Source organism: Pseudomonas sp. LB3P58, assembly GCF_054897895.1.
The window spans coordinates 4,478,076-4,500,149 of record NZ_JBUBVE010000001.1; the positions used below are offsets into that span (position 1 = coordinate 4,478,076).

Consider the following 22,074-nt stretch of genomic DNA (forward strand, 5'->3'; position numbering starts at 1 on the left):
AAGGAAGGATCCGCCCGTCTTTTTGTAATGATTGGGGAGGATAAGAATGCGTACGCACTGGCCGATTGTATAAACGTCGCCCGCCGAGAACACAAGCCGGTAAATGCGTTCGGACAACGCGGTTTTTTGTGATAGGGTTCGCGCCCTTAAAAATCCAAATGACCGTTTTCAATCATTGAAAATCAGTGAAAAACGGTCCGCTCCAGCTAGGTCGCGGCCTACACGCTCGTTCTACGTTTCACACACAATTTACGCACAGGTTTATCCACAGGTAGTACGTTGCAACACCCTCCAAAACGCATTATCTTGTACCTCGGCGCGAAAAAAACCCTACATGTAGGGTTTTACGCCAAAAACCAAACACAAACCGGACACCGATTTCAAGCGCTTTTATTGCCTCTTTCCGGTTGAACCAAACGTATTTTTGAAAGACCAAACCGCGCGTGCGGATGGCTACTGTTTTTGAGCCGAAAACGGCGTTAACGGTACGGGTGTTGCAGTCAATTACTGTCACCCAAAAGGATCCCGGTTTCAGGTTCAAGGCCTGGGACCAAAGACTTCGGCATGGAAGCGGCGCCCCAATTGCCCCTTCCTGATCTGTCCCGAAGTTGGTATGCCCGGCCCCTCGCCGGTTGTAGTGCTTCAGGACGGAACGGTGGGCACCGTGATGGTGCCCAAACAAACATAGAGAATGTGGAGACAACCCCCCATGCAAACCGACACAACTCGCGAGAACCCGCAGGGCACCTTGCCGCAGGCCGCAGATTCGACTTCGGATCTGTCCGCCACCGCGCCTGGCCAACTGCGCGTGATCAAGCGTAACGGCACTGTCGTTCCTTACACCGATGACAAGATCACCGTCGCTATCACCAAAGCGTTTCTCGCAGTTGAGGGCGGCACCGCTGCCGCTTCGTCGCGAATCCACGACACCGTTGCCCGCCTGACCGAACAAGTCACCGCGACCTTCAAGCGTCGCATGCCTTCGGGCGGCACGATCCACATCGAAGAAATCCAGGACCAGGTCGAACTGGCCCTGATGCGTGCCGGCGAGCAGAAAGTGGCCCGCGACTACGTGATCTACCGTGACGGTCGTTCGAAAGAACGCGCCGCCCACGCTCCGGCCGAAGAAGCGGTCAACGCTCACCCGTCGATCCGCATCACCCGCGCCGATGGCACCTTTGCGCCTCTGGACATGGGTCGCCTGAACACCATCGTTACCGAAGCGTGCGAAGGCCTTGCAGAAGTCGACGGCGACCTGATCCAGCGCGAAACCCTGAAAAACCTGTACGACGGTGTGGCCCTGACCGACGTCAACACCGCCCTGGTGATGACCGCCCGCACCTTGGTCGAGCGTGAGCCGAACTACTCGTTCGTGACCGCCCGCCTGCTGATGGACACCCTGCGTGCCGAAGGCCTGAGCTTCCTGGAAGTCGCCGAAAGCGCGACCCACCACGAAATGGTCGACCTGTACGCCAAGGCCTTGCCTGCGTACATCGCCAAAGGTATCGAATTCGAATTGCTGAACCCGGTCCTGGCCACCTTCGACCTGGAAAAACTCGGCAAGGCGATCAACCACGAGCGCGATCAGCAGTTCACGTACCTGGGCCTGCAAACCCTGTACGACCGTTACTTCATCCACAAGGACGGTATCCGCTTCGAACTGCCGCAGATTTTCTTCATGCGCGTGGCCATGGGCCTGGCAATCGAAGAGAAGAACAAAGAAGACCGTGCGATCGAGTTCTACAACTTGTTGTCGTCCTTCGACTACATGTCGTCGACCCCGACCCTGTTCAACGCCGGCACCCTGCGTCCACAGCTGTCGAGCTGCTACCTGACCACCGTGCCGGATGACCTGTCGGGCATCTACCACGCGATCCACGACAACGCCATGTTGTCGAAATTCGCGGGCGGCCTGGGCAACGACTGGACCCCGGTTCGTGCACTCGGTTCGTACATCAAGGGCACCAACGGCAAATCCCAGGGCGTTGTTCCGTTCCTGAAAGTAGTGAACGACACCGCCGTTGCCGTTAACCAGGGTGGCAAGCGCAAAGGCGCTGTGTGTGCCTACCTGGAAACCTGGCACATGGACATCGAAGAGTTCATCGAGCTGCGCAAGAACACCGGTGATGATCGTCGTCGTACCCACGACATGAACACTGCCAACTGGATCCCTGACCTGTTCATGAAGCGCGTCTTCGATGACGGCAAGTGGACCCTGTTCTCGCCGTCCGAAGTGCCAGACCTGCACGACCTGACCGGCAAGGCCTTCGAAGAGCGTTACGAGTACTACGAAGCCCTGTCCGAGTACCCGGGCAAGATCAAGCTGTTCAAGACCATCCAGGCCAAAGACCTGTGGCGCAAAATGCTGTCCATGCTGTTTGAAACCGGCCACCCATGGCTGACCTTCAAAGACCCGTGCAACCTGCGCAGCCCGCAGCAGCACGTCGGCGTGGTTCACAGCTCGAACCTGTGCACCGAGATCACCTTGAACACCAACAAGGACGAGATCGCCGTTTGCAACCTGGGCTCGATCAACCTGCCGAACCACATCACCAACGGCAAGCTCGATACCGCCAAGCTGGAACGCACCGTGAACACCGCCGTTCGCATGCTCGATAACGTTATCGACATCAACTACTACTCGGTGCCACAAGCGAAGAACTCCAACTTCAAGCACCGTCCGGTCGGTCTGGGCATCATGGGCTTCCAGGACGCTTTGTACCTGCAGCACATTCCTTACGGTTCCGACGCTGCCGTCGAGTTCGCCGACAAGTCGATGGAAGCGGTCAGCTACTACGCGATCCAGGCTTCCTGCGACCTGGCCGACGAGCGCGGCGCTTACGAGACGTTCCAGGGTTCGCTGTGGTCCAAAGGCATCCTGCCGCTGGATTCGCAACAGATCCTGATCGAGCAACGTGGCCAGAAGTACATCGACGTTGACCTGAACGAATCCCTGGACTGGGCACCGGTTCGTGCTCGTGTTCAGAAAGGCATTCGTAACTCCAACATCATGGCCATCGCACCGACCGCGACCATCGCCAACATCACTGGCGTATCGCAGTCGATCGAACCGACCTACCAGAACCTCTACGTGAAATCGAACCTGTCGGGCGAATTCACCGTGATCAACCCGTACCTGGTTCGCGACCTGAAAGCTCGCGGTCTGTGGGACTCGGTCATGATCAACGACCTGAAGTACTACGACGGTTCGGTGCAACAGATCGAGCGCATCCCGCAAGAACTCAAAGAGCTCTACGCGACTGCCTTCGAAGTGGACACCAAGTGGATCGTTGACGCGGCAAGCCGTCGCCAGAAGTGGATCGACCAGGCTCAATCGCTGAACCTGTACATCGCTGGCGCATCGGGCAAGAAGCTGGACGTGACCTACCGCATGGCCTGGTACCGTGGCCTGAAAACCACTTACTACCTCCGTGCCCTGGCCGCGACCAGCACCGAGAAGTCGACCATCAACACCGGCAAGCTGAACGCTGTTTCCAGCGGCGGCAACCACGGTGAAGATTCGGTCCTGGCAGCGCCTGCCGGCCCTGCTCCAGTGCCAAAGGCTTGCGCCATCGACGAGCCGGATTGCGAAGCTTGCCAATAAGCTGAGCCGGTGAGCGCTGAAAGGCGCTTACCTGGATAACCCCCGATCGGTCCTCTGGATTGTCGGGGGTTTTCTTTTGCCTGCCTTTCAAGATCAAAAGATCGCAGCCTCGTTTCACTCGACAGCTCCTACAAAAAATAGCGGTCCCCTGTAGGAGCTGTCGAGTGAAACGAGGCTGCGATCTTTTTGCCAGCCATAAAAAAGCCCCTCGATTGAGGGGCTCTTTGTGCAGCGCTATCCGCCAACCCGCATCAGGTCATCTGAATGATGGTCTGCATGATGGTGCTCTGGGTGGAGATGGTCTTGGCGTTCGCCTGGTAGTTGCTCTGCGCCTTGATCAGGTCGACCAGTTCATTGGTCAGGTTGACGTTGGACTCTTCCAGAGAGTTGGAGTGGATCTCGCCCAGGGTACCGGTGTTCGGCGCATCGTAGCCCGGGATACCCGACGAATAGGTTTCTTTCCAACTGGTGCCGCCTACAGGCTGCAAACCTTGTTCGTTGGTGAAACTGGCGAGCGAGATCTGACCGATGGCCTTGGTCTGGCTGTTGCTGAAGTTGGCGAGCATCACACCGCTGGTATCGATGGTCAGGTTGGTGATCTGGCCGGTGGCGTAGCCGTTTTGCGAAGGAATCGAACGCGCGGTGTCAGCGTTGTACTGCGTGGTTTTGTCCATGGAGACCGTAACGACGCCGGAGGCAGCGCCGTTGGCTTTCCACACGCCATTGGTCACGGTACCCGGAACCCAGCCGGTGACCTGCAGGTCAGGGCTGGTTACCACGGATGGCGGAACGGTCGCTGGAACAACCGGTGTGGTGACCGAAGTCAGCTTGCCGGAGCTGTCGAAGTTCATGGTCGAAGCGACCGGAAGGGAAGCGGCAAGAGTAGGATCGCTGCCATCCGGGTTGCGACCCTCGATCAGGGTGTAGGTCTTCCAGGTGTTGTCAGCAGTCTTGACCATGTATTGATCCATGATGTGCTGGTTACCCTGGGTATCGTAAATCGGGGTACTGAACTGCTTGGTGAAAGACGCTTCCTTGGACGGGTCAAACGGATTGGTAGTCTGGTTGATGATGGGAGCTGTGGAGTTCAGGTTGATCGTCGACGAAACCGTGGAGGTGTTTTTTGGCGCCAGGTTCGACGTATCGATGCGCAGGTCAGTCAAAACACCATTGAGGATCTTGCCATTGGCATCCACGCCATAACCCTGCAGACGCGCAGAGCCATCGCTATTGGTGACGTAACCGTCCTTGTCGACCTTGAACGTACCGGCACGGGTGTAGGACATCGAACCGTTCTCGCTCAGCACGAAGAAACCGGAACCATTGATACCCATGTCCAGCACGTTGCCGGTGTTGCTGACGTCGCCCTGGGTGAACTGCTGGGAAACGTTGGACAGGCGCACGCCGTTACCGATGGTTTTGCTGCCGGTACCCAGCTTGGTGGCCGAGTAAACGTCTTCGAATTCCGCACGGGACGATTTGAAACCGGTGGTCGCGACGTTGGCGATGTTGTTGCCGGTCACGTCCAGTTGTTTGTTGGCCGCATAGAGACCGCTAAGGCCGATATTGAAAGACATATTCCACTCCTTTGTGCCGTGTTAGTCGGCTCTACATACCAATAGTTTGTACTTTGGACAGGGCGATGCTGCCCGCCCCGGCCAGGTTGAGCATCAACTCACCGCCGGTCTGGCTGATGGTCACGCTGTTGACGGTGGCCGGCAGGTACGTCACCAGCGAGGTCGCCTTGCCGTCGTAGGTCGCCGTAGCGCCGAAGGTATAGGTACCCGCCGTGGCCACTTCGCCGGCGTCGTTTTTGCCGTCCCAGATGAAACTGGAAGTACCGGTTTTCTGGCTGGCCAGGTCGATCGTGCGGACAACCTTGCCATCGGTATCGGTGATCTTGACCTTGACCGGGTCCACCGACGCCGGTACGGCAATGGTGCCGCTGAAACTCTTGGAGGTATCGACCACCGCCTTGTCGGTCGGTGCAATAACCGAACGTCCGACCAGCGACGACGCCTGCAATGCCTGGGACGAGTTGTAATTGCTCGCCAGGCCACTGACGGTGTCGTTAAGCGTGGTGATGCCTTCCAGGCTACTGAACTGGGCCAACTGGGCGACGAACGCGCCGTTGTCCTGCGGTTCCAGCGGGTTCTGGTTTTTCAGTTGCGTTACCAGCAACTGCAGGAACGCGTCCTTGCCCAGGGCCTTTTTGCCGGTGGCGCTGTTCGTCGCCGACGTCAGGCCATCCGTCGTGGTGCTGGTCTTGATCGAGGAGTTGGCCAGGATGTCCTTGAGGCTAATGCCACTGGTGGTATCGGTAACACTCATCTGAGTCGCCCCTTATCACTGACCGAGGGTCAGGACCTTCTGCATCATGGTTTTGGCGGTGTTCATCATTTCGGCGTTGGTCTGGAACGAACGGCTCGCGGAAATCATGTCAGCCATTTCTTCCACCACGTTGACGTTCGGGTAGTAGACGTAGCCCTTGGCGTCAGCCGCCGGATGGTTCGGCTCGTAGCGCGCCTCAAGGTTGCTCTGGTCCTCGACCACGCCCAGCACTTGCACGCCTTGACCGGCCGCGTCCTGGTTCTGGAACAGCGAGTCGCTGCCACCGCTCTGGCCACCCTGGAACATGGTGGCGAATACCGGGTGCCGTGCACGGTAGGTCTGGTCGATGCTCGACGAGACGGTTTCGGCGTTGGCGATGTTCGAGGCGACGGTGTTCAAGCGAGTGGTCTGGGCACTCATGCCGCTACCGGCAATGTTGAAAACACTGGATAGAGACATGACTTACTCTCCACGAAGGGCTGACATCAGCCCTTTGAATTTGCTGTTGAGCAGGGTGAAGCTGGCCTGGAAGCCGACCGCGTTTTCCGCGTAGTTCGACTGTTCCAGCTGGGCGTCCACGGTGTTCTGGTCGATCGACGGTTGCATCGGCGTGCGATACAGCAGCGACTCGTCGCCATTACCCAGGCCTTCGGCTTCGATATGACGGCTGTTGGTCATGTTCAAGGCGAAAGTGCCGCTCTTGGTCTTCTCGTTCTGCTCGGCGAGCACTTTCGAGAAGTCCAGATCCCGAGCCTTGTAGTTCGGGGTGTCGGCATTGGCGATGTTGTTGGCCAGGACTTCGGCACGCTGAGCGCGGAAGCCCAGGGCTTGTTCGTGGATACCGAGCGCTTTATCGAAGCTGATGCTCATGTCGGAAACCTTCGGGTGACCTGATTTTTCGTAACAGGGACATAGCAAGCGTCGTGCCAATTGAAAAAAGCCCGTAAACAGGGGCTTTGCGGGCAGTGGCAATGTGGCAATGCCAGAAAAGCGGCAACCGATTTCCGCCGCCTGCCGCTTTTCTGCCGCTTATCCCGGCCGGGAGAGCACCACCTGCCCCTGTGGGAGCGAGCTTGCTCGCGATAGCGGTGGATCAGGCAATGAAGATGTCGACTGATCCGACGCCATCGCGAGCAAGCTCGCTCCCACAGGGAATTGGGGTGTTTGGGGGAAATCATCAGGCAAAAAAAACGGGAGCCCCTGAGGACTCCCGCTTTTTTGATGACGCCAACGAATCACTTCGCCTGGTAAATGATCCCCGGGCTGCACTGGACCATCTGGTAATGATCCGGCAAACCGTTCAGCGCCTCGGAAGCACCAAGAAACAGATAACCGCCTGGCTTCAACGTGCTGTGAATGCGCAACAGGATGTCCTTCTTCACCTCGGCGGAGAAGTAGATCAGCACGTTGCGGCAGAACACGATGTCGAACTTGCCCAGGGCTGCGTAGCTGTCCAACAGGTTGAACGAGCGAAACTCCACCCGGCTCTTGATCGGTGCCTTGATTGCCCAGCGCCCCGGCCCCTTCGGGTCGAAGTAACGTTGAAGGCGCTCGGGCGACAGGCCACGGCCGATGGCCAGGCTGTCGTACTCGCCGGTCTTGCAGTTGGTCAGCATGGTACCGGACAGGTCGGTGGCAACGATCTGCACGCCCATCTTCAACTGGCCCATGTTTACGCGCTCGAACTCATCGATCGACATCGACAGCGAATACGGTTCCTGACCCGACGAACAGGCCGCCGACCAGATCCGCAGACGCTGGCCAGGGGCGGCCTTGATCGCTGCCGGCAGCACCCTGTTCTTCAAGACTTCAAACGGATAGGTGTCACGAAACCACAGGGTTTCGTTGGTGGTCATGGCATCCACCACCATCTCGCGCAAACCGCTGCGCGGCTGGGTCTGGATGCGCTGGACCAGCTCACCCAGGGACTTGATGCCTTGCTGTTCCATCAGTTTGTTGAGACGGCTCGAGACCAGGTACTGCTTGTTTTCACCGAGCAAAATGCCACAGGCTTTTTCCAGGAAGACCCGGAACTGTTCGAAATCCAAATTACCCGTAGACAAAGATGCCGCCTCTTAAATCGTATTAACCGTTAGGGGCAAAAGGCCCCTAGCTGATGTCTGCTGCTTTGATCCGGTTGACTACCCGGGATGCCAGGTCATCAGGACGGAATTTGGCAAGAAAGTCATCGGCACCGACCTTCTTGACCATCGCCTGATTGAATACACCCGACAACGAAGTATGCAGGATGATGTGAAGCTTTTGCATGCGAGGGTCGTTGCGGATCTCGGCCGTGAGGGTGTACCCGTCCATCTCCGGCATCTCGATGTCGGAAATCATCATCAGGAACTCTTCTTCCGGCTTCTTGCCCTCGTCGACCAGCTTGCGCAGGTAATCCAGCGCTTGCCGACCGTCGTTCAACGCCACCACTTCGACACCGACCGTCTGCAGGCAACGGGTCACCTGCTTGCGCGCCACCGACGAGTCATCGACCGTCAGCACTCGCAAAGAGAGCGCCTTGTGCTGGGTTTCGACATCCACCACGCCGACGGAAATCGCTTCCGGTGTCGGCGCCACTTCTGCCAGCACTTTCTCGACGTCGATGATTTCGACTAACTGATTGTCGACCCGAGTCACAGCCGTCAGGTAATGATCGCGTCCCGTGCCCTTGGGTGGCGGATGAATCTCCTCCCAGTTCATGTTGACGATGCGTTCCACTGACCGCACCAGGAAACCCTGAGTCTTGGTGTTGTACTCCGTGATGATCACGAAGGGATTGCTTTGATCTTTCAGCGCACCGGAACCGGTCGCCATGGCCAGATCAAGAATCGGAATGGTCGCCCCCCGAATATTCGCCACACCGCACACGACAGGACTGGATTTTGGCATCAGCGTCAGTTTGGGGCATTGCAGCACCTCCCGAACCTTGAACACGTTGATCCCATACAGCTGTTGGCCGTCGAGACGGAACAACAACAGCTCAAGGCGATTCTGCCCTACCAGTTGCGTGCGCTGGTTTACCGCATCCATTACACCAGCCATGCACAGACTCCTACACCAACGCTTAAGTGTGTTGCGACGCGCATTCATCACTAAACGGCACGGCGCTTGCTTTTTAACTCTTATGAACACAGAACCGACATTTTTCCGACGCCTGACATCAAACGCCCGCAGATTGCTTTGCGCGGTGTCGGCTGTCTGCCTGTTCAACGCTGGCTGCCCTGCCCTTGCTGACGCGGTTACCTTGCCTGACATGCTTATCGGCGTCACTCAGGGCTTTCTTGAATTCACCGTAGAAGACTATCTGGCCACCAGTCAAACGGAAGGCCGCTACGAGATCGAGGTCAAGCAACTCGATCCACGGCTGCGCATGCCCATGTGCGACAAGGAATTGACAGCCACGCTTGAGAGTCCGGCAAGGCCGCTGGGGCGGGTTACCGTCAAGGTTGCTTGCGAAGGCACATCCCCCTGGACCGTCTTCGTACCCGCTCAAGTGCGCCTGTTTCGCGACATTGTGACCACCACCCGTGCGCTGCGGCGCGCCGGTATCGTCGAGCCCCAGGATGTGAACCTGCGCGAGCGTGACATCAGTCTGATCAACCAGGGTTACCTGACTTCCGTCGACCAGGCGATCGGGCAGAAACTTACCCGACCAATGGTCGCCGACCAGGTCATGACCCTGGTGCACATGGAACAGGCAGAAGTCATCAGCAAGGGCGACCAGGTGGTGATTACCGCCCGCAGTGGAACGCTCAGCGTGCGCATGCCGGGTGAAGCGCTGTCCAACGGCGGCTTGCGCGAACAGATTCGGGTGAAAAACCTCAACTCCCAGCGGGTCATCAAGGCGCAAGTCACCGCGCCCGGCCAGGTGGAAGTGGCCATGTAGAACTCTCTGTTTGTGAAGATGTGGCGCGCCACTCGACTGTTCCCTAGACTGTGCCCTATGCAGGGCAAGCGCTGACGCGCGCAAGCTCATTGATAATTGGGCCTAAAGTTTTTCCGGGTATGGCCGAAAACATGGCAAGCGTCCAAATACCCAGAGGTTTTTTGTCATGGTCATCGATTTCAGCCGTTTAAACAGTTCCTCGTCACTTACCGGTAGTACACGTACCAGCACCGCGAAGGAGACCGTCGAAGCCGGCAAACCCGCACCGCTGAATACCCCGGCCGAACAGGCCAGTACCGTCAAAAGCGGGGAATCGGTACATCTCAGCAATGAGGCTCAACAGTTGCAGAAGGTCACTGACAAGCTGCGCGATCAGCCTGCCGTCGACAACGCCCGCGTGGCCGAGTTGAAAGCAGCGATTGCCGATGGCAGCTACAAAGTCGACAGCAACCGTGTAGCCAGCAAACTGCTCAACTTCGAAGCCCAGCGCTAGGCCAAGGCCTGCGCCAGGCTTTTGGACGCTTAAAACCCAAGGCCAGCCATGCACGACACTAATTTACTGCAACTGATCACCGACGATTTCGCCCCGGCACAGCACTTGCTGGAGTTACTGCAAACCGAGTCCCTCGCCTTGCACGGTCGCGACATGCCACTGCTCGAAGAAATTCTGGCGCAGAAACAGGCATTGATCATTTTGCTCGATCAGCATGGCCGCAAGCGCAGTGAAATCCTCGCCAGCCTCAACCTGCCGACCAACCGCAACGGCCTGGAGCAACTTGCCAGCCATTCGAGTATTGGCAATCAGCTGTTGGAACAGAGCGATGTATTGACCGATCTTCTGGCTCAGTGCCAGGCGGCCAACGTCAAGAATGGCCAGTCGATCCTGGTGCAACAGGCCTCGACGGCCAATCAGCTGAAAATCCTCAACGGCGGCGAGCCGCCAGCGCTCTATGATGCACGCGGATCAACCTCCATGCTTGCGAAGCCACGCCCGCTCAGTCAGGCTTGAGCCTGCTGAAAAGCGCGCACTATCAAGACGCGAAACTTGCTGGCAATATGCTGGCCAGCCGTAGTCATATTTTGTCTGGAGATTGATGAACCGTGTTCAATGCCTTAAGCGCGGAAGATGCTCCGCAGCCACCCAAGGTGCTCACCACGCCGTTGGAGATCTCCGGCAACCTGCGCCAGCTGCAAGACAGCCATGATCCGCTGATCATCACGTTCCATGAGCGCAGCCAGCGCTTCCAGAGTTATCTGGTGGACATTGACCGTGACAGCAACATGATTGCCCTGGACGAAATGATTCCCCGCGATGGTGAACGCTTCCTGCTCGCCGGCGAACCGTTCAAGGTCGAAGGTTTTCACGACGGCGTGCGCATTGCCTGGGAAAGCAACGGCCCGTTGACCATCGACGAATCCGGTGGTGGTCGCTGCTACCGTGGCGCCCTGCCCGCCGAGGTGGTTTACCACCAGCGTCGTAATGCATTCCGCGCAGCATTGAAGCTGGCACAACTGGTCAACGTCGATCTGGGCGGTGAAAAACTCAAGTCGCCGATCAGCGGCAAGCTATTGGACATCTCTGCCACCGGTTGCAAGTTGCGCTTCGAAGGCGACATCACGGGCAGCCTGCAACTGGGCCAGGTCTATGACCGCTTCATCGCCGCCCTGCCTTTTGGCAACATGACGGCACCGGTCGAGCTGCGTTACCTGCACTTTGAAGAAAGGATCTCCACCACCTTCGCCGGCGTACGCTTTCACAACATGAGCGGGCTGGTGCAACGGCAGGTCGAGCGGTTCGTCTATCAGCTTCAGCGCGAAGCGCGGCGCTTCGACAAAGACGACATGTAATAAGACGCTTCAATAGAAAACGGGCAGCCCCTTGCGGTGACTGCCCGTTTTTTTATGCGTTGTTTTTATGCGTTATGGCCTGGCCTCGGTAAAACTTTGTTCGCGAGGTGCATCAGGGTCTTCGGGTGGCGGATCGGTTTCGGGCTCTGATTCAGGTTCCGGGTCCGGCTCAGGGTTGATCGGGTTCTGCATCTGATCCTGAACCACCTGCTCATCGACCCGCGGGTCAAGGCAAGCCACCAACGGCGAACTCGACATACTGTCCGGCATGGCGACGTGATGCAGCGGTGCATCGTCCACCACATGCAGGTTGGTCACCGCTTTCGGGCGAATCCGCCACACCAGCACCAACGCGAAGAAACTGAAGAAGGCATAGAGCATGTGGCTGCCGAACAGCTTCATCAGCACCCCGGCCACCAGCGGTCCGATACTGGCGCCAACACCGTAGGTCACCAACAGCATCGCTGTCAGGGACACCCGGCGATCACCCTCGACGTGGTCGTTGGAGAACGCCACCGCCAGCGGATACAGGCAGAACATCACCAGCGAACAGCAGAATCCGGTGATAAACAAAATCTCCAGCGGTACCTGCTGCATGATTGCCAACGGCAACGCGGTAAGCGCCAGGACCAGGGCAAAACAGCGAATCAACAGTGCCCGGTCATAACGGTCGGACAGCCAGCCCAACGGCCATTGCACCAGCAACCCCGCAAAAATGCAGCTACCCATGAACAGACCGACCTGCTCCGTGGACAACCCCTGCTGTGAGGCATATAGCGGTGCCAGACCGTAGAACGAACCGATGATCAGCCCCGCCCCCAGCACCGTGCTCAACGACTGCGGCACGCGCTTGATGAAGAACCGCGGCTCCATCGGGGCCGGGTGCAATGGCGCCGGGTGAATCCGCCGGGTCAGGGCCACCGGCACCAGGCACAGCGCGAAGCACAAGGCGACCAGCATCAGCAGTTCAAGGCCCAGGCCCGGGTGCATGACCAGAATCAACTGACCCAGCACCAGTCCCAGGTACGAGGCGATCATGTAGCCGCTGAACACCGTTCCGCGCTGCGAGGCTTCGGCCTGCTCATTGAGCCAGCTTTCGATGACCATGTATTGGCACATCATGCCGAGGCCGACGATGACCCGCAGGAAGATCCAGGCAGGCAACCAGTCCACCAGGCCATGGCCCAGCACCGCCGCGCCGACAATCCCGGCGCAGGCCGAATAGGCGCGAATGTGCCCGACCCGGGCAATCAGCCGGTGGCCGATCTTGCCACCCAGCACCAGGCCGCAATAGTTGGCCGCCATCAACGCACCGACCCACAGGCTGTCGACGTGATCGGCGGCCAGGCGCAAGGCCAGGTAAGTACTCAACAGGCCAGAGCCGATCAACATCATCAGCGAGGCAAAATAAAGCGCTCGAAAGGGTTTCCAGATTTGGCGCATCGGCGTTCCGAGCGGCTCCTTGCAGTGAGTTTCAGGCTACCGACAAACGATAGCCTGATGTCGACGGGGCGTCAGGCCTGGGCCGCTAAAACACGCCGTTCCCAGGGAGTAATTTCATCAAAGAAGCTGGTCAACTCCATGGTCTTCGAGGCGATGTAGCCTTCGATGAACTCCTTGCCGAACAGTTCCTTCGCCAATTGGCTACGTTTCAGACGCTCAAGAGCCGCATGCAAGGTACACGGCAACGAAAGATTGTCCGGTACTTCGAATTCACCCTGGATCGGCTCGCTCGGCTCCAGTTTGTGTTCAATGCCATACAACCCTGCGGCAAGGCTGGCGGCGATCGCCAGGTAAGGATTTGCATCAGCCCCCGGCAAACGGTTCTCGACCCGACGAGCGGCGGGCGAACTGGCCGGAATACGCAATCCGGCCGCGCGATTGTCGTGGGACCAGCAGGCATTATTCGGCGACGCATACGGATGGCACAAGCGCTGATACGAGTTCACGTTCGGTGCGAACAACGCGGTGAAATCCGCCATGCCGGCCTGCTGACCCGCGATGAAATGACGGAAGGTCGCGGTCGGCTCACCAGCCTTGTCGCTGAACACGTTACGCCCGCTGCCGATCTCGATGATGCTCTGGTGAATATGCATCGAACTGCCCGGCGTGTGCGCCAGCGGCTTGGCCATGCAAACCACGGTCAGGCCATGCTTGAGCGCGACTTCTTTAAGCAGATGTTTGAACAGGAGTGTCTGGTCGGCCAGCAGCAGCGGATCGCCGTGCAGCAAGTTGATCTCGAACTGGCTGACGCCCATCTCGTGCATGAAGGTATCGCGCGGCAAGCCCAGGGCCGCCATGCAGGCGTAGACTTCACTGAAGAACGGCCGCAAACCATTATTGGAACTGATACTGAACGCCGATTGACCGTCCTCGCGACGACCGTCCAGGCCCAGCGGCGGCTGGAACGGTTGAGTCGGGTCGGTATTGGGTGCGAAGACAAAAAATTCCAGCTCGGTCGCCACCACCGGCGCCAGGCCGAGGGCCGCGTAACGCGCGATCACGGCTTTGAGTTGGCCGCGGGTCGACAGAGACGAGCTTTCGCCAGTCAGCTCGTCCGCATCGCAAATGGCCAAGGCTCGCGGCTGCTGGCTCCACGGCAAGCGATGGATCTGCGCCGGGTCGGGCACCAGCGCCAAGTCGCCATCATCACTGCCGTAAAAGCGCGCTGGCGGATATCCGCCCATGATGCATTGCAGCAGCACTCCCCGCGCCATCTGCAAACGCCGCCCCTCGAGAAAGCCTTCGGCGGTCATTACCTTGCCACGGGGTACGCCATTCAAATCCGGCGTGACACATTCAATCTCATCAATGCCCGTCAATCGCTGTGCGAGTGAGCGATGGCCATCGGTTGTCATGACGCAATCCTTTGTTGTTGTGCGAGCCGCGAACGGCGACCCGTACAAAATAGGCTCCGCCTGTTCGGAATATCAAGCAACGGCCAACAAAAAGAACCGGTCAGGGCAGATAGAGGCTGAACACCCCGCCACCCAGCGGGCCACCATTGCTGATTTCGGTGCGTCCGCCCACGCCGTTGCGCTGATGAAGAGCGGCAATCCGCCCGGCAAAGTACAGGCCCAGGCCAGTGCTTCCGCTGCTGTGGTTGATGCCCTGCACGTAATCGGCCTGACGCTCGATCATCTCGGGTGGATAACCCTCGCCATCGTCGTTGACGGTCAGCACCAGTTGCCCCGCTTCATCGCTGACACTGATCAACACCGCGTGGCGGGCGTAACGAATGGCGTTGTTGATGCTGTTGCCCAGCACTGAAGCAATCAGCTCCCGGTCGAAGAAACCCAGAGGGCTCAACGGGTCCACTTCATAGGTCGCCATGATGCCGCGACTGGCAAATACGTCCTGGTGGCAAGCCAATTGCGCTTCGATGAAGTCATCCAGTTCATGGTAGGCCGGTTGCACCGGCATCTGGTTGACGCCGAGTTTGTACAGCCCCAGCAACTGCACCAGCATGCCATTGAGATGCGCGAATTCGAATTCGATCACGCCCTGCTCCGGGGTGTGCTGCTGCGGATCCGGCAAGCGCGCCAGCCATTGGCTGTGGGCCTGCATCAGCATCGCCAGGGAGTTCTTCATGTCGTGCACGGTGGAGGCAATCACCGTGGAAAAATCGAGTGCCTGTTCGCTGTTGTTCATTCGCCAAACGCCTTGCTTCGCAACTTCTGATAACGGGGAAAACGCGCATCGGAGTCGGGCATCAGGCCGACCATTTTCAGGCACGTCCGACATTCTTCCAGCTCCGCCGAAGGGACATTGGTGTCGGTGCCGTGCAGCAGCGACTGGGCCATGTTCAGCGCGATACTGATGTTCTTGGGTTGCAGCGCCAGGGCTTTGCGGAACACCTGCCGCGCCTCCACCAGGTTGCCGGTCTTGTACACCCGCACGCCCTGACGGTTGAGGTCGGCAGCGGCGTTGCCGGAGTTGAGGATGGTCGGATCGTCGGTCAGCTTGGCGATGCCCTTCATCACCGTCGGGTCATCGCCGTAGATTTCTGCGCAGTTTTTCAACATCGAGGCACCGGCGCTGGCCTGCCCGAGCATCTGCAGCTGCTTGGCCACCAGCAGCGCCGCTTCGGCGCTCATGAACTGTTCCATGCCATCGAGGCGCATCATCGCCTGTTCGGTGAGCTTCTCGGCAGTTTCGGCATCGTTGAGCAGCAGGCTGGTGGCTTTCATCAATCGCGCACGAATCTGCAGACCCGGGTCGGAAGGGTTTTCCTTGGCCACCGCACTCAGCGTCGTGTTGATTTCCAGTCGAGTCCGGGTATCCAGGCCTTTTTCGCTGCCTTTGCTGATCAATGCGTGGGCCAGGCCAAGGTTGCTCTCCGCATCCTTGAAACGTGACTGTGCGCCCTGCGCCACGGCCTGACGATAGGCTTTGGAGGCGGTGTCGAAATCTTCGTTGGCCATCGCCAACTTGCCCAGCTGCGCTTGCCGACGCACCGCCAGCGGCGACAAGCGGATCGCCTCTTCCAGCACACGCTGGGCCGCCTTGGTGTCGCCTTCGGCGACCAGCACATCAGCCATGCCGTCGTAGAGCGCCGGCATCATCGGGAACACTTTCAGGGCTTTTTCATACATGCCTTTGGCCTGACCGACCTGGCCACGTTTGAACAGCAATTTGCCCAGGCCGGCAAACGCCCACGGCAACGGTCGATCAGCAATGATGCTGTCGTAGAGACGCTCCAGCGCCTCGTTCTGATTCAGGTCGCGCAAGGCATCGGCGCGGTAGCGCAGGCACAACGGCGAGTAGCGGATGTCTTGTTTGCACAAGGCGATGCAGGCATTGAGCACTTCAACCGGTTTGCCCCGGTCAAGGGCCTGCAGAATCGGCTTGAGCAAGGTCTTGCGTTGCTCCAGCCGCTCCAGCCGTTGAGCCAGGCCGGAACGGTTGAACGGTTTGGTCAGGTACGCATCGGGTTCGTGTTCCAACGCACTGAGCACCATCGCCTGACTGGTCTCGGCGGTGACCATGACGAACACGGCCTCATGGCTGATCAGCTTCTCGATCATCAGGTCTTCAAGCACCTGCTGACCGTTCTTCTTGCCGTCGCCCAGGTGAAAGTCCTGCAGGATGAAATCGTAGGCCTTCTGCGAACACATACGCAGCGCCTGTTCGCCGGTGTCGGCGGTGTCAACATCCTTGACGCCCAGCTCGCGCAGCATGGACCTGACGGAACTGCGGAAATCCGAGAAATCATCGACGATCAAAAAACGCTTTTGGTGATACGACAGCATCGAAGATTTCCAGGCAATTTAAGAAGAAGACCATGACTGTTCGGGTTATCGGCCAGTAGTGGTGTTCCCTTGAGAAGTCATGCCGTTTAGTACGCGCTAAATATTTGAAGGAGTTATCAAAAAACAGGATTATCCTGACTTATTAGAACGCACGTACACCCCACTTGAATTCGAGGCGTTCCCCCTCGCCAAAGGCAAGCGTTATGACCACCACTCCCAAGCACTCGGCCCTTGCTCCTGAGCGAAAGGCCCTGAGCCCCAGCACCCTGGACTTTCCGGTGGTGGGCATCGGTGCGTCGGCGGGCGGGCTGCAAGCGATCAAACTGTTCTTTGAAAACATGCCTCAAGACAATGGCATGGCGTTCGTGATCATTCTCCATCTGTCGCCCGATCACCAAAGCATCGCTGACAAGATCATCCAGGAATCGACCAGGATGCCGGTTCTGCAAGTGACCGAAACGGTGGCCATCGAGAAAAACCGGGTGTACGTCATTTCACCGGCGCAACGGCTGACAATGAACGATGGTTTTCTGGAGGTCAGCGCCACAGACCCGAGCGAAGGTCGCCACGCGTCCATCGATCTGTTCTTCCGCGACCTGGCCGATGTGCACCGCGAGCGCGCCTTCTGTCTGGTGTTGTCGGGAACCGGCTCGGACGGCGCGGTTGGTTTGTCACGGATCAAGGAACAAGGTGGTATCACGCTGGCTCAGGCACCGGAAGACGCCGAATTCGATGGCATGCCTTGCGCCGCCATCGAAACCTGCATGGTTGACCTGGTGCTGCCCGTGGTGGAAATGCCGCAAAAGCTTCTGGAGCTTTGGCGCAACTCCAGGGAAATCTGTTTGCCCACCGCCAACGATCCGGAACTGCAAAGCATTGCTGCGGTGTCCGAACGTGACGCGGCACTTGCCGAACACGTGCTGCGTGACGTTCTGATTCAGTTACGCACCGGTACCGGCCATGACTTCAAACACTACAAACGCGCCACCGTGTTGCGCCGGATCGAACGCCGGATGCAGGTGACCGGCCAGCCGGACCTGAGCGCCTATTACCAGTATCTGCTGAACAACCCCGAAGAAACCAAGGCGCTGCTGGGCGACATGCTGATCGGCGTGACCAATTTCTTCCGTGACAGGGAGGCTTTCGAAGCCCTCGAACGAGATGTTGTGCCGCAATTGGTCAGCGCTGTCGTGTCCGCACAACCCGAGAAAGAAGAAATCCGCGTCTGGTCCGCGGGCTGCTCTACGGGCGAAGAAGCCTACAGCCTGGCCATGCTGCTCAACGATCAATTGCAACTGGACGCCAGCGCGGCGTCGATGCAGCTGTTTGCCACCGACATCGACGAGCGCGCCATCAGCGTCGGCCGGACCGGCCTGTATCCACAAGCGATCATCACCGATGTGCCACCTTCGCGGCTGCGCCACTATTTCATCAAGGAAGACGATCACTATCGGATCCGCAAGGAGATCCGCGAAAAGGTCTTGTTCGCCAAACACAGCCTGTTGTCCGACCCGCCCTTCTCGCAGATCGATCTGATTGTTTGCCGCAACCTGCTGATCTATCTGGATCGCGAAGTGCAACGCGAAATCCTCCAGATGTTCCACTTTGCCCTGCGTCCCGGCGGCTTCCTGTTCCTCGGCTCTTCCGAGAGCGCGGACGCGTGCCACGAATTGTTCGCCCCAGTGGATAAACGCAACCGGATCTTCCGTGCCAAGACCGGCACGGCCAACAGTCGGCGCACACCGACCATGCCGCGTGGAGGTTATGTGCGGACCAACACGTCCCAACAGGTCCCGCAAAGCAGCGCGCCGCGCAAATTGTCATTTGGCGATATCCATCAACGCGCCCTCGAACAGTCTGCACCACCGAGCGTGATCGTCGATGCCAACGCCGATATCCTGCACATGAGCGAGAGTGCCGGGCGCTTCCTGCGTCATGTTGGCGGCGAATTGTCGCGTAACTTGCTGACGCTGATTCTTCCGGAACTGCGCCTGGAAATCCGCACCACGTTGTTCCAGGTCCAGCAGAGCGGCCTGCCGGTCAAGTCCCGCGAAGTGCCGATCAAGCGTGATGAGCGCAGTTACCTGATCGATCTGGTCGCGCATCCCTACAAGGATGAAGAATCGGACGGCGAATACGTCCTGGTGATTTTCGAGGAAGTCGAAGTCGACCCTGCCGAACGAGCGGCCACCACCGTGCTCCAGACCGAAAGCCAGGTGCTGTCCAACCTTGAGCGCGATCTGCAACGCACCAAGCTGCACTTGCAGGACACCATCGAACAATCGGAAGTCTCCAGCGAAGAGCTCAAGGCTTCCAACGAAGAAATGCAGGCCATCAACGAAGAACTGCGCTCGGCCACCGAAGAACTGGAGACCAGCAAGGAAGAGCTGCAGTCGATCAACGAAGAGCTGCTGACGGTCAACTACGAGCTGAAAACCAAAGTCGAAGAAACCGACAAGATCAACGACTACCTGACCAACCTGATCGCCTCCACTGACATCGCCACGGTGTTTGTCGATCGCGGCATGCGCATCAAGTGGTTCACCCCGCGCGCCACTGACATCTTCAACATGTTGCCGGTGGATACCGGGCGTTCCTTGCTCGACATTACCCATCGCCTGCATTACGAGAACCTGGTGGGAGACGCGGCGCAGGTGTTCGAATCGCTGAACATGATCGAACGCGAAGTCAGCAGCACCGACAACCGCTGGTACATCGCCCGCCTGCTGCCCTATCGTTCCAGCGAAGACCACATCGACGGCACCGTGCTGACGTTCATCGACATCACCAAACGTCGTGCGGCTGAAGAAGAGCTGCGACTGGGCGAAGAACGCATGCGCCTGGTCGCTGAAAGCACTCGCGACTACGCCATCATCACCCTCGATGAGCAGGGCGTGATCACCACCTGGAACAAAGGCGCCGAGCTGATTTTCGGCTACAGCAAGGCCGAGGCCGAGGGCGCCTATTACGACTTCATTTTCTCGCCTGAAGATCGTGCGTCCGGCGTGCCTGACAACGAACTGCTGGCGGTGCGCACCCATGGTCGCAGCGAAGATGAGCGCTGGCACTTGCGCAAGGACGGCAGCCGCTTCTTTTGCAGCGGCGAGGTGACCTTGCTCAGCGGCGACAATCTCAAAGGCTACGTCAAAATCGCCCGCGACCTGACCGGCCATAAACGCCAGCATGAAGAACAGAGCCAACAACTGGCCGAAACGCGCAACACCAATTACCTCAAGGATGAATTCTTCGCGGTCATGTCCCACGAACTCAAGCATCCGCTGAACCTGATTCAGCTCAATGCAGAACTGCTGCGTCGCTTGCCGGTGACCAAGTCGGTGGCGCCGGCCGCCAAGGCCGTCAACACCATCTGCGACGCCGTCAACAGCCAGGCAAGGATCATCGATGACCTGCTGGATGTCGCCCGGGTCCGTACCGGCAAACTCAAACTGAAACCAATTGCTGTGGATCTGGGCGGTGTGTTGCGCGACATTCATGCCGTCGTGCTCAGCGACCGACACGACGCCACCGTCGAACTGCTCGTGCCTTCAGACGCCTTGATGGTCCATGCCGACCCGACGCGCCTGGAGCAAATTATCTGGAACCTGGTGAATAACGCGCTGAAATTCACACCCTCCAACGGCCACGTGCAATTGATCGCCAGCCAGGTTGGAAACATGGCGCGGCTGGACGTCAAAGACAACGGTGCAGGCATCGCACCCGAGAACCTCGATCACGTGTTCGACCTGTTCGGCCAGGCTGAAAAGCAGCACGTCAGCCACAACCGTGAAGGGCTGGGGATCGGCTTGTCACTGGTCCGCCAGTTGACCGAGGCCCAACGGGGAACGGTTGAGGTGAACTCTGCCGGGGTGGGAACAGGTTGTACCTTCACGGTTTACCTGCCCTTGGCCCACACCAAAGATGAGCCGCAATCCCCGACCCAGGTCGAAGAATCCTCTGGCAGGCTGAGCGGTTTGACGATCCTGCTGGTCGACGACTCCGCCGATGTACTGGAAACCTTGAAAATGCTGCTGGAAATGGAAGACGCGCAAGTGATTGCGTTCGACCGTCCGGTGGCGGCTTTGGATGCCGCAAAAAGCACGCGCTTCGACCTGATCATTTCTGATCTGGGCATGCCGGTCATGAACGGCCACGAGCTGATGAGCGCCTTGCGTCAGTTGCCACTGGTCAAGGATGTACCGGCCATTGCGCTGACCGGCTATGGCGCCCACAGCGATATCCAAAAGTCACGGCAATCGGGCTTTGACCAGCACATTGGAAAACCGGTGTCCTACGATGATCTGATCGAAACCATTGAGGCTCTGCGACGCTCCCAGACTTGAGGCAGAGTCAGCACAGGTAGGCGCGTTGTACGCAGGCTCGTCGATCGATGGCCTGCCTGAGCCGATCCTTGTGATCCGCCCAGACCGTGGGGTCGACTTTGGTTGAGCGCATCAGCGTCAACATGGCCGACTTGGCGGCCAGGTACTCCGACCAGGCATCGTCGGACCTGAGCTTCAACGACTCGCGCTCGGTCATTTCCATCCGCCGCAGGGCCAGTTCCGGCTCATCGGTAATCACCGGACTCAAGGTCAGCTGCACCCGGTGCGGCGCGACGAATTCCTGGGTGTCCGCGACAATCTCCTTCGCCCGCTGAGCGCCCCACTTCAACGCCGCGCAGTAATGCTCACCGGCGTAGCGGTCATGAAACTCCTCGCAAATCGCCCAGCCATCGGTGTCGTAGACGCCTATAAATACCTGGGTAACCCCCTCATGGCTGACCCGTGCCTGCACCTCGATGTGCAAGCCATTGCTGAGTACCTCTTCATGCGTATGGAGGGGTAACTGCGTGTTGGTCCATAACCAGAATTTTGTGCCTCTACGCCGCATCGACGTCGCCCCATGAGTTGTGTCTGGAGTAAGGCACAGCAATGACGGACTTTCCATGTAGATCGTCGGGTGGCGTGAGCCGGTGTCACTTTCCTGCGAGCAAAACAAAACCCCTACCTGCATACGCAGATAGGGGTTTCGGAATTTAATCTTGACGATGACCTACTCTCACATGGGGAAACCCCACACTACCATCGGCGATGCATCGTTTCACTGCTGAGTTCGGGATGGGATCAGGTGGTTCCAATGCTCTATGGTCGTCAAGA

At 58.4% G+C, this 22,074-nt stretch carries 17 protein-coding genes and 1 rRNA gene; 6 read left to right on the plus strand and 12 right to left on the minus strand.

The features are described from left to right. Window positions 1-709 precede the first annotated feature (709 nt). Entirely contained in the window at window positions 710-3,604 is a 2,895-nt protein-coding gene (locus ACYZTZ_RS20800) for a ribonucleoside-diphosphate reductase subunit alpha (RefSeq protein WP_008147967.1), read from the plus strand. A 251-nt stretch (window positions 3,605-3,855) separates the two neighbouring features. Here ACYZTZ_RS20800 and flgE read toward each other — a convergent pair whose 3' ends face one another. The 6 genes from flgE to ACYZTZ_RS20830 all read right to left on the minus strand — a co-directional run bounded on the left by flgE (window position 3,856) and on the right by ACYZTZ_RS20830 (window position 8,977). Next, window positions 3,856-5,181: a flagellar hook protein FlgE gene (gene flgE / locus ACYZTZ_RS20805; protein WP_056743312.1), complete on the minus strand. Its 1,326-nt coding sequence runs from the start codon at window positions 5,179-5,181 to the stop codon at window positions 3,856-3,858. A gap of 31 nt (window positions 5,182-5,212) precedes the next feature. After that, a complete protein-coding gene (gene flgD, locus ACYZTZ_RS20810) occupies window positions 5,213-5,935 on the minus strand; it encodes a flagellar hook assembly protein FlgD (protein ID WP_056743314.1) in 723 nt (240 codons plus the stop codon). A 15-nt stretch (window positions 5,936-5,950) separates the two neighbouring features. Continuing rightward, a complete protein-coding gene (gene flgC / locus ACYZTZ_RS20815; RefSeq protein ID WP_007937507.1) occupies window positions 5,951-6,394 on the minus strand; it encodes a flagellar basal body rod protein FlgC in 444 nt (147 codons plus the stop codon). Window positions 6,395-6,397: 3 nt separating this feature from the next. Beyond that, complete coding sequence (flgB, locus tag ACYZTZ_RS20820; protein WP_461999574.1) at window positions 6,398-6,805, minus strand: flagellar basal body rod protein FlgB; 408 nt, start codon at window positions 6,803-6,805, stop codon at window positions 6,398-6,400. Between the two features lie 365 nt (window positions 6,806-7,170). After that, a complete protein-coding gene (gene cheR, locus ACYZTZ_RS20825) occupies window positions 7,171-7,998 on the minus strand; it encodes a protein-glutamate O-methyltransferase CheR (protein ID WP_056743318.1) in 828 nt (275 codons plus the stop codon). Between the two features lie 46 nt (window positions 7,999-8,044). Further along, window positions 8,045-8,977, minus strand: a complete 933-nt coding sequence (locus ACYZTZ_RS20830; RefSeq protein ID WP_008147956.1) for a chemotaxis protein CheV — start codon at window positions 8,975-8,977, stop codon at window positions 8,045-8,047. 82 nt (window positions 8,978-9,059) lie between these two features. On the opposite strand from ACYZTZ_RS20830, the gene flgA reads away from it, so the two are divergent. The 4 genes from flgA to ACYZTZ_RS20850 all read left to right on the plus strand — a co-directional run bounded on the left by flgA (window position 9,060) and on the right by ACYZTZ_RS20850 (window position 11,669). Then, a complete protein-coding gene (flgA, locus tag ACYZTZ_RS20835; RefSeq protein WP_461999575.1) occupies window positions 9,060-9,821 on the plus strand; it encodes a flagellar basal body P-ring formation chaperone FlgA in 762 nt (253 codons plus the stop codon). A 166-nt stretch (window positions 9,822-9,987) separates the two neighbouring features. Beyond that, the gene (gene flgM, locus ACYZTZ_RS20840; protein WP_033055236.1) at window positions 9,988-10,314 is read left to right on the plus strand and encodes a flagellar biosynthesis anti-sigma factor FlgM; all 327 of its coding nucleotides are present in this window, start codon (window positions 9,988-9,990) and stop codon (window positions 10,312-10,314) included. Between the two features lie 48 nt (window positions 10,315-10,362). Further along, entirely contained in the window at window positions 10,363-10,830 is a 468-nt protein-coding gene (locus tag ACYZTZ_RS20845) for a flagella synthesis protein FlgN (RefSeq protein WP_056743324.1), read from the plus strand. A 92-nt stretch (window positions 10,831-10,922) separates the two neighbouring features. Next, on the plus strand, window positions 10,923-11,669 hold the full coding sequence (locus tag ACYZTZ_RS20850; protein WP_223432459.1) for a flagellar brake protein: 747 nt from the start codon (window positions 10,923-10,925) through the stop codon (window positions 11,667-11,669). A 72-nt stretch (window positions 11,670-11,741) separates the two neighbouring features. Here the strand turns inward: ACYZTZ_RS20850 and ACYZTZ_RS20855 are convergent, their stop codons facing one another. From ACYZTZ_RS20855 to ACYZTZ_RS20870, 4 genes are all read right to left on the minus strand, one after another. Continuing rightward, window positions 11,742-13,112 carry an MFS transporter gene (locus ACYZTZ_RS20855; RefSeq protein WP_461999576.1) on the minus strand — a complete coding sequence of 457 codons (1,371 nt, stop codon included), beginning with the start codon at window positions 13,110-13,112 and terminating at the stop codon, window positions 11,742-11,744. Between the two features lie 71 nt (window positions 13,113-13,183). After that, window positions 13,184-14,425 (minus strand): glutamine synthetase family protein, encoded by a 1,242-nt coding sequence (locus tag ACYZTZ_RS20860; RefSeq protein WP_462000692.1) that lies wholly within the window; start codon window positions 14,423-14,425, stop codon window positions 13,184-13,186. Window positions 14,426-14,627: 202 nt separating this feature from the next. Next, window positions 14,628-15,320: a sensor histidine kinase gene (locus ACYZTZ_RS20865; RefSeq protein WP_461999577.1), complete on the minus strand. Its 693-nt coding sequence runs from the start codon at window positions 15,318-15,320 to the stop codon at window positions 14,628-14,630. Continuing rightward, complete coding sequence (locus ACYZTZ_RS20870; RefSeq protein ID WP_461999578.1) at window positions 15,317-16,921, minus strand: response regulator; 1,605 nt, start codon at window positions 16,919-16,921, stop codon at window positions 15,317-15,319. The genes ACYZTZ_RS20865 and ACYZTZ_RS20870 overlap by 4 nt, the downstream gene beginning before the upstream one ends. Window positions 16,922-17,124: 203 nt before the next feature. Here ACYZTZ_RS20870 and ACYZTZ_RS20875 point away from each other — a divergent pair, with 203 nt between their 5' ends. After that, window positions 17,125-21,261 carry a CheR family methyltransferase gene (locus tag ACYZTZ_RS20875; protein WP_461999579.1) on the plus strand — a complete coding sequence of 1,379 codons (4,137 nt, stop codon included), beginning with the start codon at window positions 17,125-17,127 and terminating at the stop codon, window positions 21,259-21,261. A 7-nt stretch (window positions 21,262-21,268) separates the two neighbouring features. Here ACYZTZ_RS20875 and ACYZTZ_RS20880 read toward each other — a convergent pair whose 3' ends face one another. Beyond that, the gene (locus ACYZTZ_RS20880; RefSeq protein ID WP_461999580.1) at window positions 21,269-21,808 is read right to left on the minus strand and encodes a hypothetical protein; all 540 of its coding nucleotides are present in this window, start codon (window positions 21,806-21,808) and stop codon (window positions 21,269-21,271) included. Between the two features lie 149 nt (window positions 21,809-21,957). Beyond that, window positions 21,958-22,073: ribosomal RNA gene (rrf, locus tag ACYZTZ_RS20885) — 5S ribosomal RNA — on the minus strand. Window position 22,074 lies beyond the last annotated feature (1 nt).